13 protein-coding genes are annotated in these 15882 nt (G+C 50.3%); all 13 read left to right on the forward strand.

Going from position 1 to position 15882, the window contains the following annotated elements:
- The first annotated feature begins 49 nt into the window (after nt 1-49).
- The 13 genes from GI364_RS10165 (at nt 50) to pknB (ending at nt 15843) form a co-directional block, all read left to right on the forward strand.
- Nucleotides 50-2800, forward strand: a complete 2751-nt coding sequence (locus GI364_RS10165) for a calcium-translocating P-type ATPase, SERCA-type (RefSeq protein WP_198853949.1) — start codon at nt 50-52, stop codon at nt 2798-2800.
- Nucleotides 2801-2965: 165 nt separating this feature from the next.
- Entirely contained in the window at nt 2966-3838 is an 873-nt protein-coding gene (locus tag GI364_RS10170; protein ID WP_198853464.1) for a YicC/YloC family endoribonuclease, read from the forward strand.
- Nucleotides 3839-3878: 40 nt separating this feature from the next.
- Nucleotides 3879-4145 carry an extracellular matrix/biofilm regulator RemA gene (gene remA, locus GI364_RS10175; protein WP_198853465.1) on the forward strand — a complete coding sequence of 89 codons (267 nt, stop codon included), beginning with the start codon at nt 3879-3881 and terminating at the stop codon, nt 4143-4145.
- Between the two features lie 5 nt (nt 4146-4150).
- Nucleotides 4151-4756 carry a guanylate kinase gene (gmk, locus tag GI364_RS10180; protein WP_233096092.1) on the forward strand — a complete coding sequence of 202 codons (606 nt, stop codon included), beginning with the start codon at nt 4151-4153 and terminating at the stop codon, nt 4754-4756.
- Nucleotides 4757-4883: 127 nt separating this feature from the next.
- Entirely contained in the window at nt 4884-5090 is a 207-nt protein-coding gene (gene rpoZ / locus GI364_RS10185; protein ID WP_198853466.1) for a DNA-directed RNA polymerase subunit omega, read from the forward strand.
- Between the two features lie 82 nt (nt 5091-5172).
- Nucleotides 5173-6387, forward strand: a complete 1215-nt coding sequence (gene coaBC / locus GI364_RS10190) for a bifunctional phosphopantothenoylcysteine decarboxylase/phosphopantothenate--cysteine ligase CoaBC (protein WP_198853467.1) — start codon at nt 5173-5175, stop codon at nt 6385-6387.
- Nucleotides 6380-8896 carry a primosomal protein N' gene (gene priA, locus GI364_RS10195; protein WP_198853468.1) on the forward strand — a complete coding sequence of 839 codons (2517 nt, stop codon included), beginning with the start codon at nt 6380-6382 and terminating at the stop codon, nt 8894-8896. The genes coaBC and priA overlap by 8 nt, the downstream gene beginning before the upstream one ends.
- Nucleotides 8897-8941: 45 nt before the next feature.
- Nucleotides 8942-9427, forward strand: a complete 486-nt coding sequence (gene def / locus GI364_RS10200) for a peptide deformylase (protein ID WP_198853469.1) — start codon at nt 8942-8944, stop codon at nt 9425-9427.
- Nucleotides 9424-10413: a methionyl-tRNA formyltransferase gene (gene fmt / locus GI364_RS10205; protein WP_198853470.1), complete on the forward strand. Its 990-nt coding sequence runs from the start codon at nt 9424-9426 to the stop codon at nt 10411-10413. Before def ends, fmt begins: the two co-directional genes overlap by 4 nt.
- Nucleotides 10410-11798, forward strand: a complete 1389-nt coding sequence (gene rsmB / locus GI364_RS10210; protein WP_198853471.1) for a 16S rRNA (cytosine(967)-C(5))-methyltransferase RsmB — start codon at nt 10410-10412, stop codon at nt 11796-11798. The genes fmt and rsmB overlap by 4 nt, the downstream gene beginning before the upstream one ends.
- Nucleotides 11799-11873: 75 nt before the next feature.
- Nucleotides 11874-12923 (forward strand): dual-specificity RNA methyltransferase RlmN, encoded by a 1050-nt coding sequence (rlmN, locus tag GI364_RS10215; protein WP_233096093.1) that lies wholly within the window; start codon nt 11874-11876, stop codon nt 12921-12923.
- 131 nt (nt 12924-13054) lie between these two features.
- On the forward strand, nt 13055-13828 hold the full coding sequence (locus GI364_RS10220; RefSeq protein ID WP_198853473.1) for a Stp1/IreP family PP2C-type Ser/Thr phosphatase: 774 nt from the start codon (nt 13055-13057) through the stop codon (nt 13826-13828).
- Nucleotides 13825-15843 (forward strand): Stk1 family PASTA domain-containing Ser/Thr kinase, encoded by a 2019-nt coding sequence (gene pknB, locus GI364_RS10225; RefSeq protein ID WP_198853474.1) that lies wholly within the window; start codon nt 13825-13827, stop codon nt 15841-15843. Before GI364_RS10220 ends, pknB begins: the two co-directional genes overlap by 4 nt.
- Nucleotides 15844-15882 lie beyond the last annotated feature (39 nt).

Below are 15882 nucleotides of genomic sequence, written 5' to 3' on the forward strand. Positions count from 1 at the left end.
TTTGGTGTGCTTGTCAGCCTTGTCGACATGTTTGTCCTCGTACAAGCATATGGATTATCAGACATTGCTTAAAGGGGTGGCTCCAGTGGAGAAGAACTGGCATTCTCTAACTCCCAAAGATTGTTTGACTCTGCTTGAAACCACACCAGCGGGTTTAGACCCAGGAGAGGTTGAAGAGCGCCGACGGCAATATGGTGCAAACCAGCTGGTGGAGGGCAAGAAAGTTTCGTTGTTGACGGTATTTTTTAACCAGTTTCGGGATTTTATGATTATCGTCCTGATTGTTGCCACGCTCATCTCAGGCCTCTTGGGTGAGTATACGGATGCCATCACGATTATTGCCATTATTATTCTCAATGGCATTTTGGGATTCGTGCAGGAGGTCAAAGCTGAGAAATCTCTGTCAGCCTTAAAAGAGCTGACAGCCCCTCTGGCCCGTGTGCGACGAAAGGGCGAGATGGTGTCTGTGCCGGCCAAGGAACTTGTTCCAGGCGACATTGTATTGTTGGAAGGCGGCGACAGGGTGCCAGCGGACGGGCGTCTGATAGACGCTTGGGGTATGGATGTAGAAGAATCGTCCCTTACAGGTGAATCAGTTCCTGTCAACAAGCAAGCCCACTCGATGGTTGAAGAGCTGTCCAATCTCGGTGACAGAACCAATATGGTTTATATGGGGACAATGGTGACGCGAGGCAAGGGTGAAATGATTGTAACGGGTACAGGTATGACAACCGAGATGGGAAAGATTGCAGACTTGATGGAGCAGTCGGAGGAGAGCTTGACTCCGTTGCAACAGAGGCTCGACCAACTGGGTAAAATTTTGGTATGGCTGGCACTGGCCATTACAGTTTTGGTCGTCATTGCAGGCGTTTTGCACGGTCAAAATATCTATCAGATGTTTCTTGCAGGTGTGAGTTTGGCTGTTGCAGCGATACCAGAAGGTCTGCCCGCCATTGTCACGATTGCTCTGGCTCTCGGTGTCCAGCGGATGATTAAGCGCAACGCCATTGTCCGAAAGCTGCCCTCCGTTGAGACGCTGGGATGCGCCACAGTGATTTGTTCAGACAAGACAGGCACCTTGACGCAGAATCGAATGACAGTGCAGCGCGTTTGGTCCGACGGAGAGTGGGTCAAAGTGACAGGTTCCGGTTACAATCCCGCGGGAGAGTTTCTGTCTCATGACAATCCTGTCACGCCCCTCAAACGTCCTGGACTAAGGCGGTTAATAGAAGTCTCCGCAGTTTGCAACAACGCTGTCATGCATGTGTCCCAAAGGTCGGAGGAGGAGAACTGGGAAGTGGACGGGGATCCGACTGAGGGAGCCCTGCTGGTTTTGGCAAAGAAGGCCGGGGCCGCTGATTTGGATGAAGAGTTTAAGCGAGTGGATGAAATTCCCTTTGATTCTGAACGAAAGCTGATGTCTGTGCTGGTGGAGCACAACAAAGAAGTCTATTTGTTTGTCAAAGGTGCTCCGGATGTCCTTGTCAATCGCTCGACAAAAATCTATTCCAGCGGGCGCGAAGAAACACTGTCCAAAAACTTGAAAAAGAAAGTCTACGACGCGAACAACCAGATGGCCTCTCAGGCCCTTCGAAATCTAGCCTTTGCCTATCGGGTGTTTCCGTCACTGGAAGCTGCGAAATCTCAGGCAGACCCGGAACAGGACTTAGTCTTTGTCGGTTTGGTTGGGATGATGGATCCGCCTCGTGAAGAGGTGTTTGATGCCATTGGGGTCAGTCACAGAGCTGGGATTCGGACAGTGATGATTACAGGTGATCACCAGGAGACGGCGACTGCGATTGCTCGGCAATTGAACATCCTTCCCAGCGATGGACGTGTGATGAACGGCAGTGAGTTGGACAATGTGTCTGATGAAGACTTGGTTCACCTTGTGGAAGAAACGTACGTGTATGCCCGTGTTTCGCCCGAACACAAGCTCCGCATCGTGAGGGCGCTGCAACAGAACGATGAAGTGGTAGCCATGACTGGAGACGGTGTAAACGACGCGCCTGCCATTAAACAGGCAGACATTGGTATCTCCATGGGAAACACAGGAACAGACGTGGCGAAAGAAGCTTCCGCACTAGTCTTGTCTGATGACAACTTCGCCACCATTGTAGCTGCGGTTGAGGAAGGGCGGGGAATCTACGACAACATTCGAAAGTTTATTCGTTATCTTCTCGCAAGTAACGTTGGCGAGATTATCACGATGTTTGTAGCGATGCTGGTTGGCTTGGCCTTACCCCTGCTCCCCATACAAATTCTGTGGGTTAACCTTGTTACTGACGGCCTTCCTGCCATCGCGCTGGGGGTAGACCCGGCAGAGAAAGATATCATGGCCCGACGTCCGCGCAATGTGAAGGAAGGTATCTTCGCGGGGGGACTGGGGCTTAAAATTCTGAGCAGAGGGGTTCTCATTGGAGCGGTGACACTCGGTATCTTCATCTTGACGCTGCGTCTTGCTCCAGGCAACTTGGCAAAAGCACAGACGATGGCTTATGCAACCTTAACCATGTCGCAATTGATTCTGGTGTTTGACTGTCGCAGTGTAAACGGCGGCATTTTCAACAGGAATATTTTTGAGAACCTGTGGTTGTGGTTGGCCGTACTGTCGTCGGTGGCACTGTTTCTCGTTACCATCTATTTACCGGGGTTGGCAAAAGTGTTTAGCACGGTGCAGCTTGGGCCAAAGGATTGGCTGTTCGTCCTGATTGCTGCAGCCATTCCGACCTTCGCGTTGTCACTGCGCAGAGCGGGCCGAAAGGCGCTCGGGAGCAAATTGTCATCACGTGAGGCGTAAGACCGCAGCAGCGACTCGCGAGCAGACATGAGCGCTTCTAGCGTTGCGGATTTGATATCATCCGATAAAGGCAGTGAATTGCAGGGGCTGTGAATTGTTCACAGCCCCTTACTTGTATTTTCAAAAAAATGTAGAGTAGAATAGAAGCACTCTGGAGGCGTTCACATGGCTGTAAAAAGTATGACTGGGTATGGACAAGCTTCTGTTAAGGAAGGCAATGTTGCGGTTTCCGTCGAGATTCGTGCTGTCAATCACCGTTTTTTTGAATGCGTTGTTCGTGCACCAAGAGATTTGATGATGGTCGAAGAGGCGGTTCGACAGCAGGTGAAAGCCAGTTTTGCCAGAGGTCGTATGGATGTGTATATCTCTTTAGACGAAACGTCGGCAGCAGGGACACTGTCGGTCAACTCAGGACTGCTGGACCAACTGAAGGCGGCAGCAGAAGAAATACAGGCTCAGATTTCAGATATTGGGCCAGCCACTGTGGTAGACTGGCTGCAGTACCCTGGCGTCATTACACCAGTTGTCAGTTCCGTTCAGAGTGAGACATTGTCCGCCGTAACCCTGCGTGCTGTGGCAGACGCGGTCGGCCAATTACTTGCGATGAGGATCCGCGAGGGACAGAGATTAGCAGAGGATATGAAGGAAAAAGTCAGAAACGCACAGGAGCTAACGAACTCTATTGAAAAGCGTGCTCCAATTGTTCTAAAGGCGTGGGAACAACGTTTGCGTGCCAAGTTAGAGGAAGTCGTAGCTCGAACGGATGAGAGTCGAGTGATGACAGAAGTCGTCCTAATGGCAGACAGAATGACAATTGATGAAGAGTTGACGCGACTTCGCAGCCATATTACGGAGTTTCATGCGTCATTGCAGTCTAGCTCAGCCATCGGACGAAGATTGGATTTTATCATTCAGGAAATGAATAGAGAAGTAAATACCATTGCCTCAAAGTCCCAGGACGTAGAAATTGCTCAGACCACGGTGAATCTGAAGGCAATCATTGAACAATTGCGGGAGCAGGTGCAAAATATTGAGTAGCGAAGAATACTAAAGTTTCTTCGCGGGAGGGGAGAACCTGATGCCTATCAAGCTCATTAACATCGGCTTTGGCAATATCGTTTCGGCAAATCGGATAATTTCCATAGTGAGTCCTGAATCTGCACCAATCAAACGAATCATTCAGGAAGCAAGGGACAGAAGCATGTTGATTGACGCAACCTATGGACGCCGAACAAGAGCGGTTATTGTTACCGATTCCGATCACGTAATTCTGTCCGCGGTACAGCCAGAAACAGTGGCTCACCGTCTAAATACGAAAGACCAACTTATTGACGAAGAGGAATGATGGTTTTGACACGTTCGCGATCCGGGATATTATTTGTTCTCAGTGGGCCCTCCGGAGCCGGGAAAGGTACGGTATGCGGCGCATTGATGCAAAGAACACCGGAACTCTCTCTCTCCATTTCAGCGACAACCAGAGCTCCGCGACCCGGAGAAGAGCACGGTGAAAATTATTTCTTTACATCGCGGAGTGAGTTTGAAGAGAAGATAGCGAACAATCAATTGCTTGAGTGGGCAGAGGTATACGGGAACTACTACGGGACGCCCAGGGATTTTGTGGAACAGAAGCTTGCTCAAGGACAGGACGTGCTCCTGGAAATCGATATTCAGGGAGCCATGCAAGTAAAACACCACTATCCAACGGGAGTGTTTCTGTTTCTCGTCCCTCCATCAGCCACTGAACTGAAAGCTCGCATCTTGGGGCGAGGAACCGAGTCTGAAGAATCTTTTCGCAAACGCTTTGGAGCTGCCAGACAGGAACTGCAGATGATGCGCGAGTACAACTACGTTGTGGTTAACGATGTCGTGGAGGCAGCGTGCCAGCGTATCGAAGCCGTCATCGAGGCGGAACACCTGAGCGTCAAACGAAACCTGGATCTATTGCTGGACTGGTGATGTCTTGCTTGATTCACAGGAACTTCGTAAAATAGGATAGAGGATTTGGAAAGTCCGGTTTTGTGGTATGCTAAGAGGTGCCTTAAGATAGAAGCCTTGAAGCAAGTGAAGGAGATGAACCAAGTCTGTGTTATACCCGTCAATTGATGAGCTGGTGAAGCTGGTTGACAGCAAGTACACGCTTGTTGTAACAGCGTCCAAAAGAGCTCGACAGCTGCAAGAAGAGACCATGGACCAACCAGGTGCATCGGCTACGAAAAACGTCAGTCGTGCCCTGTGGGAAATCTACAGTGGAAGCATCACTTATGTGCGAACGCACGAAGGCATTAAATAAGACCAAAGTTTTGCAGCAGAGCAACCACATGGTTGTTCTGTTTTTGTAAATACCTGATTCTAGAGATTGCGGAGGAATCCCCATGGCTCGAATTTTGGTTGGAGTCGGGGGCGGCATCGCCGCCTACAAAGCTGCCTCACTTTGCAGCTTGCTGATGAAGGCTCAGCACGAAGTACAAGTGCTGATGACAGAAAACGCAACGAAATTTATCACGCCGCTAACACTGCAGTCGCTCACGCGCAAACCCGTCGTAGTGGATACATTCAACGAACCGAATCCCACTGAAATTGCACATATTGCCCTGGCGGACAAGGCTGATTTGTATGTGATTGCTCCTGCGACAGCCAATCTCATTGGGAAGCTTGCGGCTGGCATTGCTGATGACATGGTGAGTACTACTGCTCTGGCCGTCACGTCTCCACTGCTCATTGCTCCGGCTATGAACGTTCACATGTTTGAGCACCCTGCGGTTCAACAGAATTTGGCTACCCTTCGGCACAACGGAGCTCTGATTATCAATCCGGGTTCCGGTCCCTTAGCATGCGGATATACCGGCAAAGGCAGACTGGCAGAGCCTGAGGATATCCTGCAAGTGATTACCGCTGTCCTGAACCAAAAGACTGACATGGCTGGGGTACACCTTGTGGTTACCGCTGGACCGACGATTGAAGACATCGATCCCGTTCGTTACCTCAGCAACAATTCCTCCGGAAAAATGGGTTATGCACTGGCCGAGGCTGGAAAACAACGGGGTGCACGAGTGACGTTGATATCAGGACCTACAAATTTACCAGACGTTAGCGGCATCGAGATGATACGCGTGCGGTCCACACAGGATATGTATGATGCAGTAGACAAGGTGGTGGATACAGCCGACATTTATATCAGTGCTGCCGCACCAGTAGATTTTCGCCCTGTGGTAAGACATCATCAAAAGTTGAAGAAAGGTGCCGGTGTCACGCACTTGGAGTTGGAACAGACCACAGATATTCTTCTGTCTGTTGCGGGTCGTAAGCAACCGAGTCAAACATTTGTCGGCTTTGCAGCGGAAACAAGCGATGTCCTGCAGTACGGCATGGCCAAACTCGAACGTAAGAACCTGGACATGGTGGTCGTGAACGACATTCTGGCACCCGGTGCAGGCTTTGCCGGAGACACCAATGTGGTTACTATTCTCATGCGAGGACGGGAGCCAATCGCACTGCCTGTTCTCAACAAGTTTGAGGTAGCAAACAGGATTTTGGACCAAATCCAGGTAGTTCGTCACGAACAGACAGGCGGAATGGATTGTGACTAGATTGACGGCAGAGGTCGTTGTCGATGCAAAAACACGACAAGTGAGCGGGAGTTATACCTACCTCGTCCCCGAGAGGCTAAAAAACACCATACGGCCGGGTCATAGAGTCTACGTTTCGTTTGGCAGACAGCATTTGCAGGGATTTGTTGTGAGCGTAGAGTCAGTTGAGGAAGACATTGATCGAACCGAAGGTACTGATATAGGACCCCGAGCAGATACATATGATAGAACTACGATACTGCGTGCGAGCGACGAAAACCCGAGCCCGTTCAAACCCGTGTTAGCCGTACTTGACAGTGAACCGCTGCTGCGACCGGAACTGCTCTCCTTGCTTCAGGACATGGCACACAGGTACGCGTGTACGCTGTTGGAAGCCATTCAAACAGCAATACCAGGGGCCTACAGAGTTCAGGCAAAGCAAGTATACAAAGGTAATCCGGATGTGAAGCCAGAGCGCCTTGAAGAGGTTCCCTTATGGGAGACGCTGTGCCGACGTCCCCTGTCATTTTCGGAAATTCTGCGGCGTTTTCAGGAGAATGCAAACATTTGGCTGGAATCGCTGATTGCTTGTGGTTCTGTGCATGAAGCGGCAGACCTCCGTGACAGGGTAGCAGCCAAAAAACAAGCCTCGCTGCATCTGACATCCGATGTGAATCAGGCGCGAGGGTTTATCGAGGAAAAGCAAAAGCAGGCCCCAAAACAGGCTCGCTTACTCGAGCAGTTGCTGCATCAATCACCTCAGTCTGTGCATTCGCTGGGCGTTGTCCCTTCAGATGGTGCTGTGAGGGCTTTACTTCGTGCCGGATTAGTCCGTGTCTCAGAAGAAGAGGTGTACAGACGACCGCTTGATACTGGGCTCAATGAGACGGTAGATTCCCAGCGCGAACTGACAAGATTACAGACTGCCGCTGTGAAGGCAATCGAAGAGGCAGTCAGTTCTTCTGTCTACCATGAATTTGTTCTGCACGGAGTGACAGGGAGCGGGAAGACGGAGGTTTATATCCGAACCATTGCCAGTGCCGTAAATCAGGGCGGCGCCGCCGCTGTTTTGGTGCCTGAGATTGTCTTGACCCCTCAGATGGTGGGACGGTTTACCGGTCATTTTGGGAGTTTAGTGGCTGTATTGCACTCGGGGTTGTCGCAAGGAGAGCGCCGGGACGAATGGCTCAGAATTCGTCGGGGTCAGGCAAGGGTTGTCATCGGAGCGAGATCGGCTGTGTTTGCGCCTGTGGAGAATTTGAAGCTGATTATTGTTGACGAGGAGCATGAGGCATCCTACAAGCAGGAGGAAACACCTTATTATGATGCTCGGGAAATCGCTTCGATGCGGGCAAAGAGGGAGCAGGCTGTGGTTGTGTTTGGCTCAGCAACACCGTCACTTGAGACGATGTACAAGGCAGAACAGGGTCAGGCCAGAATCCTGACACTCCCCTCGAGAATTAATGATCAGCCGCTGCCGCCGGTGGAGGTTGTGGATATGCGCGAAGAACTTCGCAGCGGCAATCGTTCGATTTTCAGCAACTCGTTGCAGGAAGGTGTCGAACAAGCTGTACGTCACGGTCAGCAAGCGGTTCTGTTTCTGAACCGGCGCGGGTTTGCTTCGTTTGTTTTATGCCGGGAATGCGGCGAAGTCATGCAGTGCCCGCGCTGCGATATATCACTGACCTTACACGGACGACCGGGACAACATTATCTAGAGTGCCATTACTGCCAGTTTCACACACCGATGTCGTCGGTGTGTCCTCACTGCGGTGAATCTGCTTTACGTCCGTTTGGAATTGGAACACAGCAAGTCGAACAGCATTTGAACGATTTATGGCCGGATTTTCGTGTGCTCCGCATGGATGTGGATACGACTCGCAAGAAGGGTGCCCATAAGCGGGCTGTCGAGCAGTTTTATGAAGGAGGGGCGGATATCCTGCTCGGAACGCAGATGATTGCGAAGGGTCTTGACTTTCCGAACGTGACCTTCGTCGGTGTCATTGCTGCGGACACTCTCCTAGCAATCCCGGACTACAGGGCTTCAGAGCGCACGTTCAGCTTGTTGACACAAGTGGCCGGCCGGGCCGGAAGAGCAGACTTGCCGGGACGCATTGTGGTTCAAACCTATCGACCCTCTCACTACGCCATCACGGCAGCTGCACGTCATGACTACCGCGAGTTTTATGAGCTGGAACGTCAACTGCGAGAGAATTTCTGGTATCCTCCTTTTTGCGAAATGACGGTGTTCAAAGCTGTTCACAATGAAGAGAACATAGCGAAAGGTGCGGCGAGGCGGTTCGAGCGTGAACTGAAAAGACGTCTGCAGGACGAGACTGTAACTGTGCTGCCGGCTGCTCCGGAGCGAATTGCGCGCATTGAAGATAAATTCCGGTTTCAAGTTGTGGTAAAGTATTCACAGTGGCACCGCGTTGCGCAGGGTATCACAGCGGCTTATCGCGTTGTGGACGAGAAAATGAGAAAACTCAAGGGCATTTGTGTCCTTGATGTCAACGCGGGTAGAATTTAATCCATACACTTATTTGGAGAGGTATATAGAAAAGGAGTTATCCAAATGGCAATTCGAATTATCCGTACGGGCAATGATCCAGTGTTAAGGGACAAAGCAAAACCTGTCCCGAAAATTAACAAAGCAATTGAAAAGCTGTTGGACGATATGGCACAGACCATGTATGATGCTGACGGAATTGGTCTGGCTGCAAACCAAATTGGAATTGCGAAACAGATTGTCGTAGCAGATGTGGGAGATGGGTTGTTCGAACTCATTAACCCTGAAATTATAGAACGCTCTGAGGAGACCGACGCAGCCCATGAGGCTTGCCTGTCTCTTCCGGGGTTGCGGGGAGTTGTTACTCGGCCAAGCAGAATTCGTTTCCGTTATACAGACCGCAACGGAAACGAGAAAGAACTGGAAGCTGGAGAGTTGTTTGCTCGCTGCATCCAACACGAGATTGATCACCTTCATGGGATTCTCTTCACAGACTATCTGAAACCAAATGAAGTGGAACGCGTTCAAGAGAAGGAGTCTCAAGGACGATGAAGCAAGCTCCACGCGTAGTGTTTATGGGAACACCGGATTTTTCGGTACCAATTTTGCGCTCCTTGGCTGAGCATTCCTATGACATCAGAGCTGTTATTACACAACCTGACAAGCCGGTGGGACGCAAACGGACTTTGACACCGCCGCCGGTCAAGTCTGAAGCGCAGCGCCTTGGCTTGACTGTGCTGCAGCCAAAAAAGGTACGAGATGAGGCGTCCTTAGACGCGATTGCAAAGTTGGATCCGGATGTGATTGTGACCGCCGCCTATGGACAGATACTTCCGCAAAAGCTCCTGGAGATTCCGAAAGCAGGCTGTATCAATGTGCACGCTTCTCTGTTACCGAGGTGGCGGGGGGCTGCACCGATTCACCGGGCCCTGCAAAACGGAGACAGGAAAACCGGGATTACACTCATGGAAATGGTACTTGAATTGGATGCCGGCCCGATTCTTAGCACGCGTGAGCTGTCTATTACCGCAGAAGACAATGTGGGGACACTACATGACAAACTTGCCCATTTAGGCGCAGAACTGCTCATTGCTACCTTGCCTGAGTATGTGGCTGGCCATATTACACCGCAGCCTCAGCCCACAGACGGCATTACGTATGCGAACCGGATTTTGTCAGACGACGAGGAAGTCGACTTCACGAACTCATCCGAAGCAGTCCACAACCACGTGAGAGCATTGTCGCCATGGCCTGGGGCACGTACGAGCTGGAACGGAGTGCGGCTGAAACTATGGCAAACAAGACAGATGTCCGCAGATTCGTTTACCGGTACAAATCACATCGGCGAGGGTATTGTTCCAGAATCTCTTACCCCGGGTACAGTCTTTGCCAGTGCTCAAGGCAGCGTGCTTGTACAATGCCGAGACAAACCTGTGCAACTGGTTCAAGTGCAGCCTGCAGGTAAGAAGGCAATGGCTGCTGAGGACTGGTTCAGAGGGATTCAGACGGATAGGACCATGCTGGGTGAAAACGGATGAAGATAACAACACGGCGGTGTGCCTACAGTGTTTTGTACGAAGTTGCAGTGAAAGACGCCTATGTCAATCTGGCCTTGCAACAAGCTTTGCGCACATCGGCTCTTGATGAACGAGATAAGGCTTTGTGTTCTGAAATTGTCTACGGCACTGTAAAACGTCAGCGTACCCTGGATGTTCTCATTGGGCAGGTCTGTAATCGGGCTGTCACTGACTTGGAAGCAAGTGTTTTGACTATATTGAGAATGTCAGTGTACCAATTGGCATTTTTGGACAAGGTGCCTGTATATGCAGTGTTAAATGAAGCGGTGGAATTAGCGAAACAAGAACAACGCCGTGCCGCAGGCTTCGTGAATGGTGTACTTCGTTCTTATGTTCGGGATAAACGATCATGGCGTGAACGTGTTGATACGGCTGCAATCAGGGATGAAGCAACGAGAATTGGAGTCGAGCTGTCCTACCCCACGTGGTTGGTCAAGCGTTTATTCGCAGCATACGGAAAAAAGCGCGCACTCAGTATATTACAGCATTCGAACCAAAAGTCTCATTTATCTGTGCGTGTTAATACACGAGTGACTACGGTTGAGAAAGTGCTCGACGACATAAACAACAGGGATGGTTTAGCAGAAGCGGTCGCGTCAGAGGTGTCTCCCGTTGGGCTCAGATTGATGCGGGGTTTGGATGTGGAACGGTGGTCGCTGTACCAGGAAGGAAAGGTGTCTGTGCAAGACGAAGCAGCCATGTTAATTGCACCGTTGCTACAACCCTCTCCTGGTCAAAGAGTGCTCGATATGTGCGCTGCGCCTGGAAGCAAGACGGCACATATTGCGGAACTGATGGACGACGACGGTGCTGTTACAGCCGCGGACATCCATCCTCATAAAGTGAAACTCATTGCTGGCACGGCAACGAGGCTGCACCTCGAAAGTATTCAGACAATGGCAATGGATGCTAGACTGTTACCTCAGTTTCCTCATTACCAGGCCATGTTCGACAGTGTGTTGCTTGATGCTCCCTGCAGTGGTCTGGGTGTCCTCCGACACCGACCGGACATTCGCTGGCGCCGCAAGGAGTCGGATATCGCTGAACTGGCAAAACTCCAGGTGCAATTGCTGGAGGCCGCAGTGGAAGTTGTCAAGCCTGGCGGCGTCATTGTCTACGCTACTTGCACTTTACTGCCTGAGGAAAACCAGCAAGTCGTTGCGGATGTACTGGCAAGACACAGTGAAGTAACTGAGGACTCGGTCATCCCGGATCTTCCGAAGGAACTGCGTGATGCGTTTGCCGAAGTACAAAATGGCCCCGGTTTCATTTTGACCCCGGATGTATACGGTACTGATGGTTTTTTTATGTGTCGGATTCGGAAAAATCGGGATGATCGTGCATAATACATGGATGCAATCCGCTTGTGTAACAGATTTTTTGAAGAAGAGAAACTAGGGCAATTTAAGGAGAAATTAAAAGTGAAACACTTATATGGTTTGCGACGCGAGGAATTGGCTGATTGGCTCAAGACAGAACTGAATGAGCCGTCTTACCGAGCGACACAACTGTTTGAATGGATGTATCAAAAAAGAGTAACGAAGTTTAAGGACATGACGAACTTGCCAAAGCATCTTCGCACCAAGTTGGAAGAATCCGCTGTTCTCGATACATCTGCTGAACGACTGCGCCAGACGTCGAAAGATGGTACCGTGAAGTTTCTTTTGGGCTGGTCAGATGCAGTGACTGCTGAAACGGTGCTGATGCGTCACGATTACGGGAACAGCGTATGTGTGTCGTCTCAGATTGGCTGCAAGATGGGGTGCAACTTTTGTGCTTCAACTCTTGGCGGTATGATTCGCCAGGTATCTGCAGGAGAAATGGTTGAGCAGTTGCTGCACAGTCAAAAACTGCTGGACCGGGAAGGGGGAAGAGTCTCCTCAATCGTCATGATGGGCTCTGGCGAGCCCATGGACAATCTAGACGAAGTCTTCCGGTTCATGGACATTGTGCACGATGAAAAGGGATTAAACATTGGCTTTCGGCATATCACGATTTCCACCGTCGGTATCGTTCCCGGCATAAAGCGGTTGGCTGACGACGGGCGTCCTGTTACACTTGCTGTTTCATTGCATGCAGTGACGGATGAGAAGCGGTCATCCATGATGCCAGTCAACAAAGCGTACCCTATTGCGAAACTGTTGGATGCCTGTCATTATTACGTAGAACACACAGGAAAGCGAATCAGCTTTGAGTATGCCCTGATTGGCGGAGAAAACGACAGTTTGCAAGATGCTCGCAATCTAGCGAATCTCCTTAAGGAGATTCCAAACCATATCAATCTCATTCCAGTTAACTATGTTCCGGAACGGGATTATACAAGAACTCCTGAAGAGCAAGTTGAGGCGTTCGTCAAGGAACTGCAGCGTCTCGGGATGAATGCTACGGTGCGAAGAGAAAAAGGGCACGATATCTCTGCGGCCTGCGGGCAGTTGAGAGCGGAACATGAAAAACAAGGAGTTGAAAACTAAACTGGCCAAAAGAAGCCAAACTGAACAATATACGGCCATTGTCTCACAAAGTATCGTATATTGGAAATTGGAACGTTGAACACGAAGCAGTCGGGCACACAACGGCCCGCAAAGGTAGTGGAGGTGGCTTTATGCTGTATGCGGCACAATCCCACGTGGGACTTGTTAGACAGACGAATCAAGACGTATTCGAGCTCAGTGACATCCCGGCAACACATCAATATATGATTGTCGCAGATGGTATGGGAGGCGCCTCTGCTGGTGATGTGGCAAGTCGAATGGCCGTCGACACGGTTGCAACAGGCTTGAAACAAGCCTTGCAAGACCATCGTACAGAGGACATTCCTGAGGTGTTGCGAGAAGCCGTTCTGGAGGCGAATCGAAAAGTCTGGGAGTCGTCACAAACTCATGAAGAGTACTTTGGCATGGGGACAACTATGGTCGCAGCGATGTTTGATGGCAACGAGGTCGTTTTTGCCCACGTTGGAGACAGCAGGGGATACATTTTAATGGCAGGCAGTTTGCAGCAAGTGACCAGTGACCACTCCCTTGTGGCTGAACTGGTCCGCAGAGGTCAGTTGACCCCGGACGAAGCTGTGCATCATCCTCAGCGGAACATTGTTACTCGGTCCTTGGGTACTGATAGTCAGTCCATTGTCGACATTGATGTTTTGAAGTGGAAAGAAGGAGACGTAGTCCTGTTGTGTTCAGACGGATTGACCAATTTGGTTGGAAAAGAGGAACTTGAACACACCTTGTTTCCACTGCAGATTGCAACAACGAATGTTGAGGTCGAAAACGTGGTGCAAAAGCTGCTGCAGATGGCACTCCATCGGGGTGCACCGGACAATGTCACAATTGCGATTGCAGTACATAATGGCAGCATGAGGAGTGAAGACGCATGACCCGCCGTCTGGGAAATCGTTATGAATTACAAGAGCAGATTGGCGGCGGCGGAATGGCGGTTGTGTATCGAGCTGTAGATACACTTCTGGATCGGATTGTTGCTGTAAAAATGTTGCGGCCTCAGTTTGAGGGAGACGAAGAACTGATTGAAAGGTTTCGGCAAGAAGCACAATCTGTTGCGAAGTTAGCTCATCCTAATATTGTTAACATCTACGATGTCGGTATTACGGATGGTGAATACTACATCGTGATGGAATATGTGGATGGGCCGACTCTGAAGGATTTGATTCGCGAGCGCGGTCCGCTGTCTCCCTCGGAAACCGTTAACATTACTCAGCAAATCTGTAAGGCTTTGGAGCACGCCCACAGCCATCACATTATTCATCGCGACGTGAAACCACATAACATTCTGCTGACAAAATCCAATCAAGTGAAGGTCACGGATTTTGGCATTGCTCGTGCGATTACCGGAAATACTGTGACTTATCACAACGAGAAGTCAGTCATGGGTTCGGTACACTATTTTTCACCGGAACAGGCACGGGGCGGTACAACCGATATTAAGAGCGATATTTATTCTCTCGGTGTAGTGATGTACGAAGTCCTGACAGGGCGGTTGCCCTTTTCCGGAGACTCTGCGGTAAGTGTGGCGTTAAAACACTTGCGCGATAATTTTACGGATCCGCGGCACATCAATCCTGACATTCCGCAGAGTTTGGAGAATATCGTGCTGCGTTGTTTGGTTAAAGCGCCGGAATACAGGTACCGGGACATGAATGAAGTTCTGCAGGACCTGAACGGCGCCTTGCAGAATCCTGATGTACCAAAGTTTCAACCTCCATCCAGTGTCACGGAGCAGACGATTGCTGTTCCCGCGGTTCAGGATGAACAGTATCGGCGCCAGCAGGATGGGCAACAAGAGGAAAACGCTCCGGCGAAAAAACGGTCCATCTGGAAAACTCTCATGTGGATCACGGTAGCCGTCGTCATGGTCGTGGTCGCTGTACTGGCGGCGTACTACATCTTGATGAGTCTGCTAAAAGTTCCCAACATCAATCTCCCGAATGTGGTGGGAGACAAACAATCACAAGCTGTTACTAAGCTAGTCGGGGCAGGTTTGACGAAGTCCCAAATTACAGAACAACAAGGTCATAGTTCAAAACCCAAGGGAATTGTGTATCAACAGGACCCCAGCGGGAATCAGGAGATTAAGAAAGGCCGGACTGTGACCATCTATGTAAGCACTGGGGCACAACCCATCAATATGCCAGACTTGTCGGGCATGGAACTCAGTCAGGGTGAGTCTTGGTTAACAGGACCCAATTACGGTTTTCCGAAAAAGAACATCAAGGTACAAAAGGCTCTCAGCAGCAACTTTCAACAGGGACAAATCATATCTACCAATCCTGCAGCGGGATCGAAGGTGACGACCAATCAGACAATCACCATCAAAGTCAGCAAGGGTGCACCGCAGACAACGGTTCCTGCGATTGTCGGAAAATCGATAGACAAGGCTACTCAAATGCTGAAGCAAAACGGATTGACCGAAGGCACAATTACGCAGCAGTCAAGCAGTCAACCCTCAGGAACGGTGCTTAGCATCGACCCTTATAAGGCAGGGCAGAAGGTTGACAAAAATACATCCATTGATTTGGTCGTATCAAGCGGGCCGGCACCTGGTTCCGGGAATAACAATTCAACAGGGTCGTCGAACTCAACGGGATCGTCCAATGGCGGCGGGTCTTCAAGTGGAGGCGGGACCTCAACTGGAAACTTACCTCCTGGCACCAAGCAGAAGACTGTGGATGTTACCATTCATGACAATAACAATCAAACACATCAAGTGTTGATTACGAAAACAGATGCCACAGGACAGGACCAAACGGTTGTCAGCAAAGTAATCAATAAGACGTCGTCCTTCACGGTACAGATGTATATCGCCCCGAACACCACAGGGACGATTCACGTGACGGAAGACGGAAAGGAAATCAAGACGATACCGGTGTCATACTAAACCAGGAAAATCAGGAAATATGCTTAAAGGGGGATTTGC

It is taken from the genome of Alicyclobacillus sp. SO9, assembly GCF_016406125.1.
In the GTDB taxonomy this organism is placed as follows: Bacteria; Bacillota; Bacilli; order Alicyclobacillales; family Alicyclobacillaceae; genus SO9.